At 61.5% G+C, this 19804-nt stretch carries 15 protein-coding genes; 13 read left to right on the forward strand and 2 right to left on the reverse strand.

All coding sequences use genetic code 11. From position 1 onward, the window contains the following. Positions 1-1197, reverse strand: coding sequence for an OmpA family protein (locus CAP2UW1_RS07020; RefSeq protein WP_015765962.1), 1197 nt, complete (start codon positions 1195-1197; stop codon positions 1-3). Between the two features lie 120 nt (positions 1198-1317). Beyond that, on the reverse strand, positions 1318-2130 hold the full coding sequence (locus CAP2UW1_RS07025; protein WP_015765963.1) for a CheR family methyltransferase: 813 nt from the start codon (positions 2128-2130) through the stop codon (positions 1318-1320). Positions 2131-2724: 594 nt separating this feature from the next. Between CAP2UW1_RS07025 and CAP2UW1_RS07030 the strand changes: the two genes are divergently transcribed. From CAP2UW1_RS07030 to CAP2UW1_RS07090, 13 genes are all read left to right on the forward strand, one after another. Then, positions 2725-3351: an XrtA/PEP-CTERM system exopolysaccharide export protein gene (locus CAP2UW1_RS07030; RefSeq protein WP_015765964.1), complete on the forward strand. Its 627-nt coding sequence runs from the start codon at positions 2725-2727 to the stop codon at positions 3349-3351. A gap of 91 nt (positions 3352-3442) precedes the next feature. After that, positions 3443-5005 carry an XrtA system polysaccharide chain length determinant gene (locus CAP2UW1_RS07035; protein WP_015765965.1) on the forward strand — a complete coding sequence of 521 codons (1563 nt, stop codon included), beginning with the start codon at positions 3443-3445 and terminating at the stop codon, positions 5003-5005. Positions 5006-5014: 9 nt separating this feature from the next. Then, the gene (locus CAP2UW1_RS07040; RefSeq protein WP_015765966.1) at positions 5015-5989 is read left to right on the forward strand and encodes an XrtA-associated tyrosine autokinase; all 975 of its coding nucleotides are present in this window, start codon (positions 5015-5017) and stop codon (positions 5987-5989) included. A 100-nt stretch (positions 5990-6089) separates the two neighbouring features. Beyond that, positions 6090-7583: a TIGR03016 family PEP-CTERM system-associated outer membrane protein gene (locus CAP2UW1_RS07045; protein ID WP_199931591.1), complete on the forward strand. Its 1494-nt coding sequence runs from the start codon at positions 6090-6092 to the stop codon at positions 7581-7583. A 9-nt stretch (positions 7584-7592) separates the two neighbouring features. Then, positions 7593-8684 carry an XrtA/PEP-CTERM system-associated ATPase gene (locus tag CAP2UW1_RS07050; RefSeq protein WP_015765968.1) on the forward strand — a complete coding sequence of 364 codons (1092 nt, stop codon included), beginning with the start codon at positions 7593-7595 and terminating at the stop codon, positions 8682-8684. A gap of 81 nt (positions 8685-8765) precedes the next feature. Further along, a complete protein-coding gene (wecB, locus tag CAP2UW1_RS07055; RefSeq protein WP_199931671.1) occupies positions 8766-9878 on the forward strand; it encodes a non-hydrolyzing UDP-N-acetylglucosamine 2-epimerase in 1113 nt (370 codons plus the stop codon). 8 nt (positions 9879-9886) lie between these two features. After that, positions 9887-10753: an XrtA system polysaccharide deacetylase gene (locus CAP2UW1_RS07060; protein WP_015765970.1), complete on the forward strand. Its 867-nt coding sequence runs from the start codon at positions 9887-9889 to the stop codon at positions 10751-10753. After that, entirely contained in the window at positions 10750-11835 is a 1086-nt protein-coding gene (locus tag CAP2UW1_RS07065; protein WP_015765971.1) for a FemAB family XrtA/PEP-CTERM system-associated protein, read from the forward strand. Before CAP2UW1_RS07060 ends, CAP2UW1_RS07065 begins: the two co-directional genes overlap by 4 nt. A 136-nt stretch (positions 11836-11971) precedes the next feature. Next, positions 11972-13465, forward strand: a complete 1494-nt coding sequence (gene xrtA / locus CAP2UW1_RS07070; protein WP_015765972.1) for an exosortase A — start codon at positions 11972-11974, stop codon at positions 13463-13465. Positions 13466-13940: 475 nt separating this feature from the next. Beyond that, complete coding sequence (locus tag CAP2UW1_RS23595; RefSeq protein ID WP_049778532.1) at positions 13941-15368, forward strand: polysaccharide deacetylase family protein; 1428 nt, start codon at positions 13941-13943, stop codon at positions 15366-15368. Continuing rightward, positions 15365-16525 (forward strand): TIGR03088 family PEP-CTERM/XrtA system glycosyltransferase, encoded by a 1161-nt coding sequence (locus CAP2UW1_RS07080; protein WP_015765974.1) that lies wholly within the window; start codon positions 15365-15367, stop codon positions 16523-16525. The genes CAP2UW1_RS23595 and CAP2UW1_RS07080 overlap by 4 nt, the downstream gene beginning before the upstream one ends. 122 nt (positions 16526-16647) lie before the next feature. Beyond that, positions 16648-18588, forward strand: coding sequence for an XrtA/PEP-CTERM system amidotransferase (locus CAP2UW1_RS07085; RefSeq protein ID WP_015765975.1), 1941 nt, complete (start codon positions 16648-16650; stop codon positions 18586-18588). Beyond that, positions 18585-19799 (forward strand): TIGR04063 family PEP-CTERM/XrtA system glycosyltransferase, encoded by a 1215-nt coding sequence (locus tag CAP2UW1_RS07090; protein WP_015765976.1) that lies wholly within the window; start codon positions 18585-18587, stop codon positions 19797-19799. The genes CAP2UW1_RS07085 and CAP2UW1_RS07090 overlap by 4 nt, the downstream gene beginning before the upstream one ends. Positions 19800-19804 lie beyond the last annotated feature (5 nt).

Raw genomic sequence — 19804 nt, forward strand, 5'->3', positions numbered from 1 at the left:
TCAGCAGGAAACCTTCTTGAACTCGATGCGCTGGTCGAGCGCGTCGGACTCGTTACCCTTGCCCGTACCCACGACGGCGCGTTGCGAACCATAACCCTTCGCGGACGTGCGCTTGGCCAGCGTTGGCGTTGTCGCCACCAGCTTCTGCCGGATAAACTCGGCGCGCTGCAGCGACAGGCGCTCGTCCATCTGCTCCGAGGTGCTGCGTCTGGTGTGTCCGGCAACCTCGATGCAGGATGTCTGACGCAAGGACTGCTTGGCGATCTCCGACAACCAAAGCGCATAAGGTTGCTGCTCCTGGCTGAAAGCCGTCGCCCCGGGTTTGAAGTCGAAGCGAACGGCCAGTCGGTCGCTCGCCAGGCCCATTTCCACCAGTTGGCCGAAGGCCTGCATGGCGGGCTTCTTGCGACCCAGTTTCTGATTGTCGAGATAGATTCCGGCATAGACGCGCGCCTGATTGCCTGCCGGATTCTTGAGGACCGACTGGTAAAGGGCCAGGGAGTCCTTGTAGTTCTTCGCCTGGTAAGCTTTTTGAGCTTCGCTGATCGTCGATGCGGCGAGCACGGCGTCGATATAGGCTGGATTGATCGGGTCGCCGGCCTTGGTTCCCTGACAGGTCTTCACGTATCCCTCGACAGCCGTATCCTTGGCCCAGACCGGCATTTCGCGGAAGAGCGGCAGCGGCGTCGGATCGAAACCGTCGGGTAGCGAGCGCGCCAGGCCTTTGCTGATGATCTTTCCGGTCTTCAGGTCGGCAAGCGCGAAGCAGATGCGATAGGCATCGCGTTCGCCGTCCGCCTTGCCCTGCAGGTTGATCGGCGTGAAGGTACCGACCATCAGCAAGGGAAGGGCAGAGACGACGTCGCTGCTGAAGGGTTTGACATCGACCTGCTGATAGTTCTCTTTCACCAGTTGAACGACCGACTGCTCCATCGCCACCGTCGCTTCGGTCTGCATGCCGCTGTTTCCGTCCACCAGCGGATCGACGACCATGCTGTACTTTTGATCCTTCGCCAGGTTGGCGTTCGCCAGCAAGTCCTGTGCGGCTTTGCGCACAGCCTGATCGTACGGAAGGGCAACCAGCGGTGCTGGTGCCGGCGCTGCCACGGTGGGTTTTTCCTCCGTACTGCTGCAACCGGCGGCGAGAAGGCCGACAGCAAGACAAGCGCTCACGAAAAGGCGATCGTGGAATGACATGATTGTTCCCCCTGTTGTTTTTCAATGCTCTTGGACAAGCGATCGCCGGTCGGGTTCGGCGGCGACGCGCAAACACGCAATGATTCTACCGTGAGCCAGCTCCAGCCTGGCCGGAGTTGCTCAGGGCTTGCGATAGATCGTTGGTCGCACAGACGACAGCCGATCGGTTATGCCGTTCAGCGATTCGGAATGGCCGACGATGAAGTAGCCGCCAGAAAGCAACCGGGGAATGAGATTCGCGACCACCTTGCGCTTGGTTTCCGTGTCGAAGTAGATCATCACGTTGCGCAGAAAGATGACGTCGAACGAGCCGATCTGAGATGTGAGTGGGCGGGTCAGGTTGACCTGCGCGAAACGAACATGCTGGCGTATGGCGGGTGCGATAAGGAAACTCCCCCGATGCTCGCCCGTTTCCCTGACACAGTACTTGCGCATGCAAGCGTCCGGAATCCCTTCGTTGCGGTCGATCGGGTAGTGACCGGTGCGTGCTTTGGCGAGCACCTGCGTGCTGATGTCGGAACCGAACACCTCCCACGTGACGTTGCTCGGCAGCGTCTCGGCAAGGACCATGGCCATGCTGTACGCCTCCTCGCCGCTCGAACTCGCCGCACTCCAGATGCGAAAGTTCTTGCCCTCGCGGCGTTTGCCGAGGATCTCGTCACGCAAGAAGTCGAAATGTCGACTTTCTCGAAAGAAGTAGGTCTCGTTGGTGGTCAGGAGATCAACCATCGTCTGCAACTCGCCTGGGTGTTGCCCGCTTGAGACCAGGCGGTAATAGTCGCCGAAGCTACCGAGCCGGTGTTCGCGGAGGCGGCGCTGCAGACGGCCGACGAGAAGCACCTTCTTGGTGTCGGCCAGGCTGATGCCTGCGATCTCATGGATCAGGCGCTGAAAGAGGGAAAACTCCTGCTCGGTGATCACCGGTGGGTCCATCGGCGGGCCTCGTCGGGGCGCCAACGATCGGTTTCGTTGGCTGGGTAAGTGCAGCGGGTCTTGGCGCAAGGCCATGGGGGGAATCGATCGACGGCCGTCATGCTGCGCCAAGGCGGCGTATGGCGCAAGGGCCATGCACGTAACGCAGGGCTGAGGGCGAGCGGGAGGAGACAAACAAGCGGACACGACGGCTCGCTGCCGTTAAATCATGTCTGTTGGAGCTTCCGGTGTTGGTGTTGTTTTGCCGCATCGAACCCGCGAAAGGGGGTGAAGTGTGCGGTTTTTGTCGTGCCCCTGGCTGGGAACGACGTATCCTATCGACGTTCGAGGACGGTTTCCTGGTGACGACTGCTTGGTAGGGCGCCTGGCGGAGGTGAGTGCCTTGGGTGGCGAGCCGGCCGTCCTAGGCGTCCTTGCCGAGTATCGTGCCGCTGTCGCAAGGCACGCATCGCCGGTGGGGGCAATGGAAGCCCTTTCGTGGGGCGGGACAATTCCACTATACTGTGGCGCGCCGCACGATACCCGCTAGGGCAATAGCCTGCGGGAGTTGGCTGCAAACCGTGCCCAAGCTGGTGACCAAAATAGGAGAGAGTTATGCTTACACGCCTGCATGATGCATTCGGCGCCGCGTTCAACTGGCTTGTCGTCGGCACCCTTGGGGTGCTTGTGCTCGGATGCGCATCGCATCCGCCGGCACCAGTTTCCGCTGCGTCGCCGGATTATCGGTACATCATCGGACCGGGCGATAGTGTCAATATTCTCGTCTGGCGCAACCCGGAGTTGTCGATGAACGTGCCTGTGCGGCCCGATGGGCTGATTGCCGGACCTTTGATCGAGGATATGCCGGCGATGGGCAAGACGCCGACGGCGCTCGCCCGAGACATGGAAAAAGCGCTCGGCACCTTCATCCGCGATCCGGTGGTGACGGTGATCGTGACTGCCTTCAGAGGGACCTACAGCGAGCAGATCCGCGTCGTCGGCGAAGCTTCGAAGCCGCAGGCATTGCCCTACTCGCAGAACATGACGCTGCTTGACGTAATGATCGCGGTTGGAGGGCTGACCGATTTTGCCGATGGCAACGGGGCCACTTTGCTGCGTGCTGCCGAGGGCAACAAGCAGTATGGCGTGCGCCTGAGCGACCTGATTCGCCGCGGTGATGTGTCGGCCAACGTGGATGTCAAACCCGGCGACGTCCTGATTATCCCGCAAAGCTGGTTCTGATGGGTGTTCTGCCTGCTTGCCCTGCTCCCGTGCATGGCTGTTGCACTGTGCACGGCGCTCCTGAAACCGATCCCGAGAGAGTCTGAATCCGATGGATGAACTGCTTCGACAAGCAACAACGATCCTGCGCGGAATGTGGAAACGTCGCTGGCTGGGGATCATAGTTGCCTGGGTAGTCGGCCTGGCCAGCGTCGCGGCGGTTCTCGCCATACCCGACAAGTATGAGGCGTCGGCGCGTGTTTTCGTCGATACCCAGTCGATTCTCAGGCCACTGATGAGTGGTCTGGTCACTCAGCCCAACGTCGATCAGCAGGTGATGATGCTGAGCCGGACCCTGATTACCAGACCGAACGTGGAGAAGCTTATCCGGATGGCCGATCTGGACCTCAAGATCACGTCCAAGGCCGATCGGGAGACCTTGGTCGAAACGCTGATGACTTCGCTCAAGATCCAGAACACGACGCGGGACAACATTTACACGATCACCTATCGGGACACCCAGCCTGACCATGCAAAACGCGTGGTTCAGTCTCTGGTGTCGATCTTCGTCGAATCCAACCTCGGAGATGCGCGCAAGGATTCGGAGTCGGCCCGCAAGTTCCTCGACGAACAGATCAAGGCCTACGAGAAGAAGCTCGAGGAAGCCGAGGCTCGGCTCAAGGAATTCAAGTTGCGTAATCTCGCCTCGCAGAGTTCCGAAGGAAAGGACCATTTTGCCCGGATGAGTCAAGTCGCCGGCCTGCTTGAACAGAGCCGTCTCGAATTGCGCGAGGCGGAGCACTCGCGCGATTCGCTCAGGCGCCAGCTTGTCGGCGGCGATGAGCCGTCGCTCTTGCCCGGTGCGGGCCAGGAGGAGATCGCCGGCGTCTCGGTTCCCGAAATCGACAGCCGGATAGATGCCTTGCAGCGCAATATGGATGCCATGTTACAGCGGTTCACCGAAAAGCATCCCGACATCGTCAGCACTCGCCGTCTGATCAAGGAACTCGAGGACAAGAAGCGGGAAGAGATCGCCGCCCGGCGGAAGGCAGCTGCCACCAACCCCACGTCCTCGACCACGGTCAATCCCGTTCAGCAGCAACTCAAGATCTCGCTATCCGAGACCGAGGCGAGAGTTGCTGCTCTGCAAACCCGCGTTGCCGAGTATCAGGCTCGTTACGACCGGATGAAAGGGGAGGTCACCTTGGTGCCACAAATCGAGGCCGAGTTTGCGCAGCTCAATCGCGATTACGACATCAACAAGAAGAACTACGAACAGCTGGTCCAGCGGCGCGAGTCGGCGAGCATGGGGAGCGAGATGGACACCACCGCCGGGGTGGATTTCCGGCTGATTGATCCGCCGCGGGTTTCGCCGAAGCCGGTAGCACCCAATCGCACGCTCTTCCTGCCGCTGACACTGCTACTTGCCTTGGCGGCGGGCGTGGCCGTGACGTTTGCCGCCAGTCAGATTCGCCCCGTGTTCTTCGACTCGCGTTCGCTCCGGGATAGCTGTGGCTTGCCCCTTCTGGGGACGGTGTCCCTGCTCATGGACGATACAACTAAGCGCCGTGAGAGAAAGGATCTGCTGCGGTTTTCAGCGGCTTGCGGCTCGCTCGTCGCGGTCTATGGTGCAGGGCTTCTCGCTTTGTTTCTACTTTCCGTCCGTACTGCCTGAGGAAAAACGATGAGCCTCATTGAACAAGCGGCGAAGCGTCTGGAACAACTGCGCAAGGCCGGCGTGGAAGTCTCGGGGTCGGTTGCCGACGCGGCGCCACCACTCGCCGTCCTGGCGGCCGATGCCGCTACCCGCACGACGCCGACTCCGGATGCCGGGGATCCCGTCGCTGCCAAGCTCCTGGTCGACCTGCCGGCGGCAGAGCCGGCAGTATCCCGGCGCATCGAGCTTGACATGACTGCGCTCGCGGTGGGTGGTCTGATCACCCCGGACGCGCCGCGGTCGCAGATCGCCGATCAGTATCGCGTGATCAAGCGGCCGCTGATCGCCAATGCGATGGGCAAGGGGGCGGCACCGATCAGGCGCGGGAATCTGATCATGGTGACCAGCGCACTTTCCGGCGAGGGCAAGAGTTTCACGGCGATCAATCTCGCCATGAGCATTGCCATGGAACTGGACAATACGGTGATGCTGGTGGACGCGGATGTACCGAAACCCTCGGTGCTCAAGATGCTTGGGTTGCCGCCGGCGCGGGGCCTCCTCGACGTGCTGATCGACGACTCCGTGGATTTCTCACAGGTACTGATGCGTACCAATGTCGAAAAGCTCAGCCTGTTGCCCAGTGGTACGCAGCACGCGCGGGCGACTGAACTCCTCGCCAGCGACGCCATGATCGCCCTGCTCGACGAGATGGCGACTCGCTATCCGGATCGGATCATCATTTTCGACTCGCCGCCGCTATTGATGACGACTGAGTCTCGGGTGCTGGCGACGCACATGGGACAGGTGGTGGTCGTGGTGAAGGCCGAAAGCACGGCGCGTGGCGACGTCAAGCATGCGCTTGCCGCCATCGAATCCTGCCCCGTAAAGATGATGCTGCTCAATCAGGCGCGTTCGAGTACCCAGGATGGCTATGGCTACGGCTATGGTTACGGGTATGGCTATGGTTACGGGTATGGCTATGGTTCGTCAGATGGCGCTTGAGCGCCTGCGTTGCGCCAGAGGCGCTGGGCGCCGCTGGATGAGAGTGGCGAGCGACGCGCGGAGTGGTGGCGTAGGCAGGGGCGATCGCCGACGACTTGAGGTGTCTGTCTCGTGGTTCGGTTGCGCCTTGATGTGCCTGGCGATTCCTGCGCACGCAGAGAAATGGCAGATCACGCCGGTCATCGCGGTTAACGAGACGCTCACCAACAACGTCTTCCTGTCGTCGACGGACCCGACGAGCGATCTGGTTACCGCGGTGACCCCCGGTATTTCGATCGACGGCAAAGGCGCGCGCGCCAGTCTGCGACTGAACTACGGCCTGACACAGTACCTCTATGCGCACGAGTCCGCGTCGAACAACCGTCAGAATGCGCTGACGGCGACGGGAACGCTTGAGGCGCTCGAGGACTGGCTGTTCATCGACGCTACGGGGACCATCTCGCAGCAATACCTTTCAGCGTTCGGCAAGGTGGCGCCGAGTACGGCCAACGTCGATAACAACCGGACTGAGACGTCGAACTACTCGATCTCCCCGTACGTCAAGGGCAGGTTCCTGACATCCACCGAGTATTTTCTCCGCTACACGGCGTCCACCACGTCCTCCAAGTCGAACCTGGCGTCCGACTTCACGACCAACCAGTGGGTCGGCAGGATCAATGGCCTGACTCGCTTCAGTGCCGTCACTTGGTCGCTGGATGCCAGCAAAGTGAACACGGACTATGACGTGGGCAGGGACCGCAATGACACGCGCTATGGCGCGACCCTGGCGTACCGTTTCAACCCGCAGTTACAGGTGTCGCTTATTGGCGGGCGGGAGACGACCAATCTGGTCAGCCTGCAGGACGAGACCCATGGCGATTCGGGCTTTGGTTTGCTGTGGACGCCGAGCCCGCGCACCAAGCTGGAAGCGACGGCCACCCGGCGTTTCTTTGGCAACGGCTACCAGGTGGGCTTCAGCCACCGCATGCCGCGCTCGCTGGTGACCTACACGGCCAGCCGGAATGTGTCGTATCAGCCGCAAGGCGTAGGCAATACCGGGCAGGGCAGCAACTACGACGCGTACTACTCGATTATCGCCGCCAGCAACCCGGGACTGTCTCCGGATGCGATCCGGGCGCAGGTCACTCAGGTTCTGCAAGACCGAGGAGTGCCAGCGGATGGGTCGGTAGTCAATGGTTTCCTGGCGAACCGTCCCACGCTGCAGGAATACCAGCAAATATCGCTGGCTTTGCTCGGCGTTCGCAACACCGTGACCTTGACCGCGACGGAGAACGAGCAACAGCCGCTCGGTGTGGTCAGCGGCTTGACCGATGATTTTTCTCTGAACAACCGGATTCGGCAGCGAGGATTTGGCGTCGTCTGGGGACATCAGCTGACGGGTTTTTCCTCCCTCTCCTTGTCGCTCAACCAGCAGCAATCCGTCGGCTTTACCGCAGGTTCACCGGATACCAAGACGCAAGGCGCGTACCTGTTGCTTACCAGTCGTGTCTCACCCAAGACCAACGCCAATATGACAGTTCGTCGGGTGATTTCCGATGGCGTGACCAGCTACAGCGAAAGCGCGCTGACCGGCGGGCTGTCGCACAGTTTCTGATCGGTGCTCATGTACGAGTCCTTCTATGGCTTGACCAGCAAGCCCTTTCAGCTTAATCCCGACCCCTCTTTCTATTTCGCCAGCAAACAGCACCGGCGGGCGATGGCGTACCTAGAGTATGGCTTGAATCAGAACGAGGGATTCATTGTCGTCACTGGGGAGGTTGGCGCAGGGAAGACGACGATCGTACGAGGCCTGTTGAAGGATCTCGATCACGAGAAAGTGGTGGCCGCCCAACTGGTGACCACCCAACTGGATGCCGAGGATACCCTGCGCATGGTTGCCGCGGCTTTTGGCGTCGGCACCAAGAATGTGGGCAAGTCCGAACTGCTGCTCGCGCTCGAGGCTTTCCTGGTCGATGTCACCCGCCAGGGCAAGCGCTGTCTGTTGATTGTCGACGAGGCGCAGAATCTGACGGCGCGTGCGGTTGAAGAACTACGCATGCTGTCGAATTTCCAGTTTGGTACCCAGGCGCTGCTGCAAAGTTTCCTGATTGGTCAGCCGGAATTCCGCAAGATCATGCAGAGTCCGCAGATGCAGCAATTGCGTCAGCGGGTGATTGCCGCTTGCCATATCGGGCCGATGGATCAGGACGAAACGCAGGCCTACATCGAGCACCGACTGAAGTGCGCCGGGTCGCAGGGTATGCCGCGCTTTGATGCCGGAGCCTTCGAGGCGATCTTCGAGGCCAGCGGTGGGGTGCCCCGGCGAATCAACTCGCATTGCGATCGCCTTCTCTTGTCGGGCTTCCTGACTGGAAAGACCGACTTCGCGCGGGTCGACGTGGAAGAGGTTGCCAGGGAGATCAGGGAGGAGACGCAACCTTCCTCTTCGCAGGCGACGAACAAGACCGGCGACGGCGATCCAGCCACGAACCCGCAACTCACGGATAGCGGCGTTCTGGATATTGACCTTTCCCGGCTGGCGATGGACCCGAGCACTGCCGATCAGGCGTCACGCGTGATTGCCGACCTCAGGAACGGTCAGGCGGAGCAGCGGATGATACGCATCGAGCGCAGCATGTTCCGCCTCGAACGAAACAATGCAGCCGTTCTTTCGCTGCTTCAGCAGCTGGTGGATGCGGTTCGCGCAAAACAGTAAAGGAAAGTCGTCTTGGCTAACGAGGCATGGCCCGCTGATCTGGGCCCGGTGGTCTGTGTTGTCGGCGCGCGGCCGAATTTCATGAAAATGGCGCCCATCCTGCGCGCTTTTGCCGCCCACTTGCCAGCGATACCGACATTGCTTGTTCATACCGGTCAGCATTACGACCGGGACATGAACGATCGCTTGTTCGCTGATTTGCGCCTGCCACATCCCGACCTGAACCTCGAGGTAGGTTCAGCAACTCACGCGGTGCAGACGGCCGAGGTGATGCGCCGCTTCGAGCCGGTTCTCGACACGCACAAACCCTCCTGCGTTATGGTCGTCGGGGACGTCAATTCGACCTTGGCGTGTGCTCTGGTCTGCGCCAAGAAGGATGTTCCCGTAGTGCATGTCGAAGCCGGCCTGCGCAGTTACGATCGCGCCATGCCGGAGGAAATCAACCGAGTGCTCACCGACCAGATCGCCGATCGGCTGTACACCACCGAGCGCAGCGCCCACCTCAATCTGATGCGCGAGGGCGTTGCCGAGGAGCGTGTACACTTCGTCGGCAATGTCATGATTGACTCCTTGCTGTCGAATCGAGAGCATGCCCATCCCGCAGCGCAGGTGCTGCTGATGGCCGGCGTCGCCCCGGAGGTTCTCGACGAGCCCTGCGGCTACGGGGTGGTGACGCTGCATCGTCCATCCAATGTCGATCGACTGGACCGGCTCGAGCCGCTGCTGTCCGTTCTTCGCGAGGTGTCCGAACGGATTCCGCTGGTTTTCGCCCTGCATCCGCGCACGCGTGCGAACATCGAGCGCTTCGCTCTGCTTGACCTGCTGACCAGCGATCGGATCGTCCTGCTGCCTCCGCAGGGCTATCTGGAAATGCTCGGACTGCTGACGGGGGCGAGACTCGTGCTCTCTGATTCCGGCGGCTTGCAGGAAGAAACCACGGCCCTTGGAGTTCCCTGTCTGACGATGCGTGAAAACACGGAACGGCCGATCACCGTTGATCAGGGAACCAATACTCTGGTCGGCCGCGATCCGCATGCTATCCGCAAAGGCGTCGACGAGATCCTGAGTGGCGCCGGCAAGACGGGTCGGATCCCGGAGTTCTGGGATGGTCGGGCAGCAGAGAGAATCGCCGCTGACCTGTCGCAGTGGCTGCTTGCTCGCCATGCCCAGCGTTGCCAAGAATTTGACGAGTGACGCGAGAAATGCCCAGACAGCCGATCACCAATGCACTGACGATCGACGTCGAAGACTACTTCCAGGTCTCCGCGCTTGCTCCCTATATCCCGCGCGATCAATGGGATAGTCGCGAGTGCCGGGTCGAGCGAAATGTCGACCGGATTCTCCAAATGCTCGATGAGCGGCAGACGAGGGCGACGTTCTTCACGCTTGGCTGGATCGCCGAGCGTTACCCACATCTCGTGCGCCGTATCGTTCACGGCGGTCATGAAGTGGCCAGTCACGGCTACGGCCACGAGCGCGCGAGCGATCTGAATGCTGCGGATTTCTCCGCTGACGTCGGGCGCGCGAAGAAAATGCTCGAAGACATCTCCGGCCATGAAGTCAAGGGCTACCGGGCACCGAGTTTCTCGATCGGTGCGGGCAATCTGTGGGCCTTCGATTGCCTGGAGCGAGCGGGTTATCGCTACAGTTCGAGCATTTACCCCATCCGCCATGATCACTACGGCATGCCGGACGCACCGCGTTTCGCGCACCGGGTGCGCTCCGGCCTGCTCGAACTGCCGGTGACCACGGCTCGCTTCTTCAACCGCAACTGGCCGGCCAGCGGTGGCGGCTACTTCCGGCTGCTGCCGTATCCACTGTCGCGGTGGCTGCTGCAAAAAGTCAATGAACTGGATCGGCAGGCGGCGATCTTCTATTTCCATCCCTGGGAGATCGACGCCGGACAGCCGCGGATTCCCGGCATCAGTGCCAAGACGCGCTTTCGCCATTACGTCAACCTGCAGCACACCGAAGGCCGACTCCGGCGATTGCTCGCGGACTTCAAGTGGGGCCGAATGGACGAAGTGTTTCTTGTTGATCATGCCCAGGTGCCGGTGGGGAGCGTATGAGAACGACCGGCGAAGATGCTGTCGGGCTGACGGCGGCGAGTGCGCCACTGGCCATCCGCCACCTGAGTTCTGACGACCGCGTTGCGGTGGCACGTTGGGATGCTTTTGTTGACGCGTGCCCGGAAGCCAGCTTCTTCCACAAGGCCGGATGGCAGAGGATTGTCAGCGAGGTCTTTCGTCATCGCACCTACTTCCTCTATGCGGAGCGCGCCGGCCTTATCGAGGGTGTTCTGCCGCTGGCGCAAGTGAAGAGTCTCCTGTTCGGAAACTCGCTGACCTCGTTGCCGTTCGCCGTCTATGGCGGCGTGGCAGCAGCCAGCGCGGCGGCGGTGGAGGCGCTGGAACGGGAGGCGCAGGCCCTCGCCAGGCAACTGGGAGTCGCCCACCTGGAGCTGCGCAACGTCCGGCGACGCCACGCCGAGTGGCCGCTACAGGATCTCTATGTCAGGTTTCGCAAAGACCTTGCACCGGATGTCGAAGCCAACATGCAGGCGATTCCGCGGAAGCAACGTGCGATGGTCCGCAAGGGCATCAAGAACGGCTTGAGCAGCGAGATCGATAGTGATTGCCGGCGCTTCTTCGCCCTCTATGCCGACAACGTTCATCGCCACGGAACGCCTGCCTTTTCCAGACGCTACTTCGAGGCGCTGCAGCAGGTGTTCGGCGCCGATTGCGAGATCCTTACCGTCGTCGAGGGAAGCGGGCGTCCGTTGAGCAGCGTCCTCAGCTTCTATTTTCGCGACGAAGTCCTGCCCTATTACGCAGGCGACGAAATCTCGGCCCGTGAACTCGCGGCAAACGATTTCAAGTACTGGGAGCTGATGCGCCGTTCCTGCGAGCGCGGGCTGAAGGTTTTCGATTATGGCCGCAGCAAGCAGGGCACCGGTTCCTATGCCTTCAAGAAGAACTGGGGCTTCGAGCCGCAGCCCCTGTTCTACGAGTACTGCCTTTACCGGCGCGATTCCGTGCCGCAGAACAATCCGGCGAACGCCAAGTACCGTCTGCTGATCGACACCTGGCGGAGGCTGCCGGTCGGACTGGCCAATTGGCTCGGGCCCTTCATCGTACGCAATCTGGCCTGACCCCGGCGGTGGTAGTTTGTTGCCACGGTGATCGTGCCGAATCGATGACCTCCGATTGCACTTCCCTGCTGAAAGCGACACCATGAATACGTCAGCACCGAGACCGACATCGTCTGCCACGCATCCGGGGTGGCGAGTGGCTTTGCCGGCCCTGGTATGCACCTTGGTACTGATCCTGGTGCTTTGTCGTGAAACCGTCCTGGCGATGGCCGCTATCTGGCTGCGTTCGGACACCTATGCGCACGGCTTCATTGTCCCGCCGATTGCCTTGTGGCTGATCTGGCGGAAACGTTCCAGCATCGCCGTCCTGGCGCCCGGACACAGCTATCTGGCGGTCGCCCTGTTTGCCGGTGCCGGCTGCGCCTGGCTTCTCGGCGAGCTCTCGGCAGCCAATGTAGTCTCGCAGTTCGCCCTGACCTTCATGCTGGTTCTGGCGGTGCCTGCGGTGCTCGGCTGGGAGGTTGCGCGAGCGGTCACCTTTCCGCTGCTCTTCCTGTTCTTTGCCGTTCCCTTCGGCGACTTTGCAATGCCCAAGCTGATGGACTGGACGGCGCAGGTCACCATCCTCGGCTTGCGGCTTTCCGGCATACCCGTGCACGCCGAAGGCCTGCGCTTCGTGATTCCCACTGGCAGCTGGTCGGTGGTCGAGGCGTGCAGTGGTGTTCGTTATCTCATCGCTTCGGTAACGGTCGGAACCCTCTTTGCCTATCTCACCTATCACTCGGCGCGCCGGCGAGCGATCTTCATCTGTGTTTCCGTCGCTGTGCCGATCGTCGCCAACTGGGCGCGCGCCTACATGATCGTCATGCTCGGTCACCTGTCGGGGAACAAGCTGGCCGTCGGCGTTGACCATCTGGTCTATGGCTGGGTCTTCTTCGGCATCGTGATCATGGCGATGTTCTGGATTGGTGCGCGCTGGCGCGAGGACGAACTGCCGGCAGCGGCGCCAACACCGCAGCCGACGACTGGGGTCGCGGCCCGGTCGTACTCCCTGGGTGCGGCGGTGGCGACGGTCCTCGTGGCGGCCGTCTGGCCGCTGGCCCAGTGGCAGCTCGAGCATCATGTGGCTCCGCCCGTCAGCCAGCTTGCCCCGCTCGGACCGATCCACGGCTGGCAGACAGTCCCCGGCGGCAACGATGATTGGCGGCCAAAGTTCGAGAACCCGGCGGCCAGTCGCCAGGAAGCCTTTGAGCGCGATGGGCGTGTGGTCGGAGTGTTTCTTGCCTATTACCGCAACCAGGATCAGCAGCACAAACTGGTCAGTTCGGCGAACGTTCTGGTCAGCAACGACGACCCCGTGTGGACAAGAACGGCTGCTGGGACGCGCGACCTCGAGTTCAACCAGCAGGTAGTCAGGATACGCGAGGCCGAGTTGCGTGCGCTTGATGGTGGGCGGCTGGTCGTCTGGCAGTGGTACTGGGTCAACGGACAGTGGACGTCCAGCGACTTCGTGGCCAAGGTGTACACAGCGCTGTCGCGGTTGACGGGCAAGGGCGACGATTCGGCAGTGATCATTCTCCACATAGCGCAGAACCAAGCGCGGGAAGGGGGGGCCGTGCTCGAGGACTTTGTCCGTGCGGCGGGGCCGGCGATCGACACTTCACTGCGGCAGACGATGGCGGGCCGATGACTGGGGAGGTGATTCGCTCTGGCAGGTCGTTAGCTGCGAACGGCGGTTCTGGTCCTGGCAGCGCCGAGGCCTCGCCAGCGAGGTGGATCCATTCGAAGACGCTCGTTCGTGACGAATGACATGGCACAGGCGCGCCGTGTAGTGGATGATTCTCTTGCCGGGCGGTTGTCAGTCTTTGTCTCTCCGACACTGCTGCCCTCTCGGGGAGCCGTTGGCGCTTCGCGACCTCGATTCCCGGGCTTGTCCCTGAGGAATGTGCTCGTCGAGGAGCCGGGTTCTCACCGTGCCAAGGAATGCAGCGGAGGCAGTACCTGCGATGAATAGAAGGATAGTTGTCTTTACTGGCAACTTGGCTTTTTCTGTGCGGAAAGGCATTGTCGAGATTGACCGGTCGATCCCGGGCCTGTCGTGGCTCGTAGTCTTGCACTCGCCACGCAGGACGCCTGCTCAGCTATTGCGTAACCAGTGGCGAAACATGCGCCGCAACGGCTGGCGCTGGATTCCATACCAGTTGGCTGATCTGTGGCAACGGGTCTTTACGCCTTCTACGCACGCGGGCGAGAGTTGCGGCCCGGGTGCCGAATTCTCGATGGCGGCCTTGGCAGCCCGTCCCAACCTGCGTGTGCTCAAGGTTGTGGACATTCACGCGAGGGAAACGATTGACGACGTGCGTGCCTTCCAGCCGCACGTCGGCCTGTCGCTTGCCGCCCCGATTCTTCGGCGCGAGCTCTTCGCCATTCCGGCCGTGGGTACAGTCAACTTGCACAAGGGCAAGGTGCCGGACTACCGGGGGATGCCGCCTGCATTCTGGGAACTGTGGAATGACGAAGAGTCAGTCGGGTGCACGGTGCATTGGGTGGACGACCGGCTCGATACGGGCGAGGTGGCGGCCGAGACGGTTGTCGAGCGCGAGAAGTACTCGACCTTCCGAGGGTTGCAGTTACGTCTCGATGAGATCGGGGTCGAACTGATGCGGCACGTAATCGGCGAGATCTTCAAGGGAATGCGTCCCGCGACACCACAGCGCCCAGGTGGCCGGACTTATCGCAAGCCCACGTTGGCGCAGATGGCCGCCTTGAACGACAAGCTTCTCGCGCTGCAGCCGGAGCGCGCGGCGCTTGCTAGGCGTGTTGCGAAGTCGGTACTGAGTATTGGCTCCCGCCTGATCTGGCGCGCCGGGGTGCACGCACTCGTGGGACCAAGAATCACCGTGCTGCTGTACCATCGGGTCAGCGATGCCGTCCGCGATAACCTTACCGTCGGAACTGAACAATTCGAGCGGCAGATGGCCCTGTTGCGGCGGCATTGCCGTGTGCTTTCGATCGAAGAGGTGCTCGCTTCCCAGACCATTGAACGATCGTCAAGACCCCTTGTCTGCGTGACCTTCGACGATGGCTACCTCGACAACTACATCAACGCCGTACCCAGCCTCCTGCGGCACGAAATACCTGCTGCCTTTTTCGTGTCGACCGGCATCGTCAACAGCAACAATCGCTTCCCTCACGACATACGTCGCGGCAATCCGGTCATTCCGATGATGCAGTGGGAGCATCTGAGAGAGATGCATTCCGCGGGGTTTACCATCGGCTCGCATACGGTCAATCACATCGACTGCGCGTTGGAGCCCGTGGATGTGGTCAGCGATGAACTCGATCGGTCGCTGGCTGATCTGCGGCGTGAATTGGGGGTGAAGGAGTGCATTTTTGCGTATCCCTACGGCGGCAAGCAGCACATGACCCCGGAGCGTCTCGAGATGGTCAAGCGCGCAGGCTATTCGGGCTGCCTTGCCGCGTATGGAGGGACCAACCTTCGTGGTGTGGAGCGATTCAATGTCCTCCGCCGCGGTATCAACTGGGCATTCTCGGACCAGGCGTTTCTGTTCGAGTGCGTTGGACTCGTATGAGTCACGAGGTCCGACCCCTTATCCTGCATGTCATCCATCACTTGGTTACGGGAGGAATGGAGAACGGCTTGGTCAACCTAATCAACCATCTGCCAGAATCACGCTTCCGGCACGCGGTGGCGTGCGTCGAGGATTTTTCGGATTTCCGCCTGCGCTTGACTCGCGCAGATACGCCGGTCGTGGCCTTTCACCGCTCGCGCACCGGGATCTGGCGGCTCAGGCAAGGGCTTTACCGCCTGTGCCGTCAGATGAAGCCAACCATTGTGCATTCGCGCAACCAGTCCGGTTTAGATGCCCTGTTGCCGGCCCGACTTGCCGGGGTCCCACACTGTATCCACGGCGAGCACGGCTGGGATGTCAGCGACCTCAACGGACAAAGGATCAAGCCGGCCGTGCTTCGGCGGCTGCACTCGCCGCTGGTCGACCGCTACATCACGGTGTCGAGCGATTTGAGGAACTATCTGGTGCAACGGGTACGCATTCCCTCGGCACGGGTGACCAGGATCGTGAATGGTGTCGATACGGTGCGTTTCTCGCCGCCATCGATGCGCTCGCACGAGTTCTTTCCGGACGGATTCCTCGCCCCGGATTCGATCGTTGTCGCTACCGTCGGTCGGATACAGGCAGTAAAGGATCAGGAAACGTTAGTCCGGGCGTTTGCAGCCTTGGTGCATAACGGTGGCGAAGTGGCGACGACGACCAGACTGGTGATAGTCGGCGATGGGCCCTTGCGAGGTGCGCTGATGCAGCTTGCCGACGCACTGGGCATAGCCGCGCTGACGTGGTTTCCAGGAAACGTCAGTCACGTCGACGCGCTTCTACGCGCCTTTGATATCTTTGTCCTGCCTTCGCTGGCCGAGGGGATCTCGAACACACTCCTGGAGGCCATGGCCACGGGCCTGCCATTGGTGGCAACTGCGACCGGCGGCAACGTCGAACTGGTTTCCGAGGGTGTCAACGGCCGGTTGTTTGTGCCGGGTGACGTTGCAGCACTGACCCGGTTGTTGACCGAGTATATCGGCGACCGGGCACTGCTGCGGATGCACGGCGAGAACGCGCGGGAACTGGCTGTCCGACACTTCAGCCTGGCGACGATGCTGGCCGCTTACCAAGCCGTGTATGAGGAATTCTGCGATCAGCTATCGGCGGCTGGGTAGTGCGCAGTCACCCTGGCTCGGTCAATGCCACGCTTGGGTTTGACCATCGCCAACATTCGGGCGGCTGATGTTTCCATCTAGTCGTCGACTTTCAACAGACTACAAGAAGACGGGCAGCAACCATGTGCGGCATTACCGGAATTTTCGACACTCGTGGCCGACGTGAGATAGATCGTGCAGTGCTCACGCGCATGAACGAATCGCAGCACCATCGTGGCCCCGATGAAGGCGGTCTTCATCTGGAAGCAGGTGTCGGCCTGGGGCACCGAAGGCTGTCAATCATCGACCTGTCGACTGGCCAGCAGCCGCTCTACAACGAGGATCAGACCGTCTGCGTGGTTTTCAACGGCGAGATCTACAACTATCAGGAACTGATTCCCGAGTTGCAGGCGCTCGGCCACATCTTTCATACCCGCAGTGACACGGAGGTCATCGTGCACGCCTGGGAGGCCTGGGGTGAGGCATGCGTTCGCCGTTTTCGCGGCATGTTCGCCTTTGCCCTCTGGGACCGCAACCGCGACACGCTGTTTCTCGCGCGTGATCGGCTTGCCGTCAAGCCGCTCTACTACGCCCTCCTGGCCGATGGTTTCTTCGTCTTTGGCTCGGAACTCAAGTCTCTGCTCGCCCACGGTGGGCTGGTGCGCGACATTGATCCGCTGGCCGTCGAAGAGTACTTTGCTCTGGGTTACGTGGCCGAACCGCGAACGATCTTTCGGCAGGCGAAGAAGCTGCCACCTGCCCACACGCTGACCCTGCGGCGCGGCGAGCCGGTCGGGGAGCCCAAGGAGTATTGGGACGTTCGCTTCAGTCTGGGCAGTGCGTGCACTGTCGAGGAGGCCTGTGCTCAACTCAACGACAAGCTGACCGAGTCGATTCGCCTGCGCATGATTTCGGAAGTACCCCTCGGGGCTTTTCTGTCCGGCGGTGTCGACTCGAGTGCCGTCGTCGCACTGATGGCCGGTCTCTCGGCCGACCCGGTAAACACCTGTTCGATCGCCTTCGACGATCCCGCTTTCAACGAAGCCAGTTTTGCTCAGAAGGTTGCCGACCGCTATCGTACCAACCATCACTGCGACCTGGTTGCCAGCGATGACTTCGACCTGATCGACACCCTGGCCAGGCTCTACGATGAGCCCTACGCCGACAGCTCGGCCATTCCCACCTACCGGGTGTGCCAGTTGGCGCGCAGACACGTGACGGTCGCGCTCTCGGGCGATGGCGGTGACGAGACCTTTGGTGGCTATCGTCGCTACCGCCTGCACCTGATGGAAGAGCGCATGCGCTCGGCGCTGCCGCAGAGCGTCCGCCGGCGAGTGTTTGGCGTGCTCGGCCGCGTGTATCCGAAAGCGGACTGGGCGCCGCGCATTTTCCGCGCCAAGACAACCTTTGAAGGCATGGCACGCACATCGGTGGAAGCTTACTTCCATTCCGTCTCCATCCTGCGTGGTCCGATGCGCACCGAGCTCTTCAGCCCGCGGTTCCGGAGTGAGATCGCGGGATACAGCGCCGAGGAGGTCTTTCGCTTTCACGCGGGGCGGGCGGCAACCGACGATCCCTTGGCGCTGATTCAGTATCTCGATCTCAAGACTTACCTGGTAGGCGATATCAATACCAAGGTTGACCGCGCCAGCATGGCGCACTCACTGGAGGTGCGCGAGCCCTTGATGGACCACGAACTGGTCGAATGGATGGCGACGCTACCCTCTTCACTCAAGGTGAATGGCCAGGAAGGCAAGTTCCTGTTGAAGAAGGCGATGGAGCCCAGCCTGTCGAACGACATCCTGTATCGCCCGAAGATGGGCTTCGCCGTACCGCTCGCCCGATGGTTCCGCGGTCCGCTCAGAGAACGTGTCCGGGAGGCGGTGCTTGGGCCGCGTCTGGCAGCTACGGGGTGGTTCAATCAGGACTATCTGCGACACCTCCTTGATGCGCATCAGTCGGGTGCGCGCGACTACAGTTCGCCGCTGTGGACCCTCCTGATGTTTGAGGCGTTCCTGCGCAATGTTCTCGATGCGCCGATAAACCAGCCCGCCATCATCACCGACTGGCCCGCAGCGAAATGAGCCTGCGCATTCTGCATGTCCTTGACCACTCGCTACCACTGCACAGCGGCTACAGCTTTCGGACGCTGGCGATCCTGCGTGAGCAGCGCGCCCTTGGCTGGCAGACGGTACATCTGACGACGCCAAAGCAGGGGGTGGCGACCGCGCTACGGGACGAGGTCGATGGCTGGCTCTTCCACCGCACACCGAGTCCGGAAGGCACAGGCCTGCTCGCCCAGATGCGCTTGACCGCTGCTCGCCTGGAAGATGTCATCCGCGACACGCAGCCGGACCTCATTCATGCGCATTCGCCGGTCCTCAACGCGTTGCCGAGTCTGTGGGTCGGGCGCCGCCGGCGCTTGCCGGTGGTCTATGAGATGCGTGCCTCTTGGGAGGACGCGGCCGTCGATCATGGCACGACGGTAGAAGGTAGTCTCCGCTACCGTGTATCACGCGCGCTGGAGAGCGTGGCACTGCGTGCGGCGGACCAGGTGACGACGATCTGTGACGGGCTTCGCGCCGACATTGCCGTCCGCGGCGTCCGGCCGGAGCGTATCACCGTCATTCGGAACGCGGTAGACGTGAGCCTGTTCAAGTTCGGCGCCGAGCCGGACGCTGATCTTCGCCGATCGCTCGGGCTAGAGGGTGCGACCGTCGTCGGTTTCGCCGGATCGTTCTACGGCTATGAAGGCCTTGACCTCCTGATCGAGGCAGCCCGGCAAATGCTGCCCCGGCATCCACGGCTACGTCTGTTGCTGGTCGGCGGCGGGCCGCAGGAAAGCAATCTCAAGGCCCAGGCGGCGGCTGCCGGTATGCAGGATCGCGTCATCTTCACCGGCCGTGTTCCACACGCAGACGTACAACGCTATTACGAACTGATCGACGTACTCGCCTATCCGCGCCTGCCCATCCGGCTGACCGAACTGGTAACGCCGCTCAAGCCACTCGAGGCGATGGCACAGGGAAGGATGCTGGTGGCCTCCGATGTCGGCGGGCATCGCGAGTTGATTCGCCACGGCGAGACCGGATTCCTCTTCCGTGCCGGCGACCCTGCCGCTCTCGCGGCAGCGATCGAAGATATCTTGGTCAGGCGCTCGCTGTGGTCGCAAGTTCGTATGCAGGCACGCCGTTTTGTCGAGGTAGAGCGGACCTGGGCAGCCAGCGTGGCCTGCTACCGCGATGTCTACCGGCGGGCGTTGGCCCGCTACGACCGCAGCAATCCATCCATCTGACTCCG

Source organism: Candidatus Accumulibacter phosphatis, assembly GCF_000024165.1.
Taxonomy (GTDB): Bacteria; Pseudomonadota; Gammaproteobacteria; order Burkholderiales; family Rhodocyclaceae; genus Accumulibacter; species Accumulibacter phosphatis.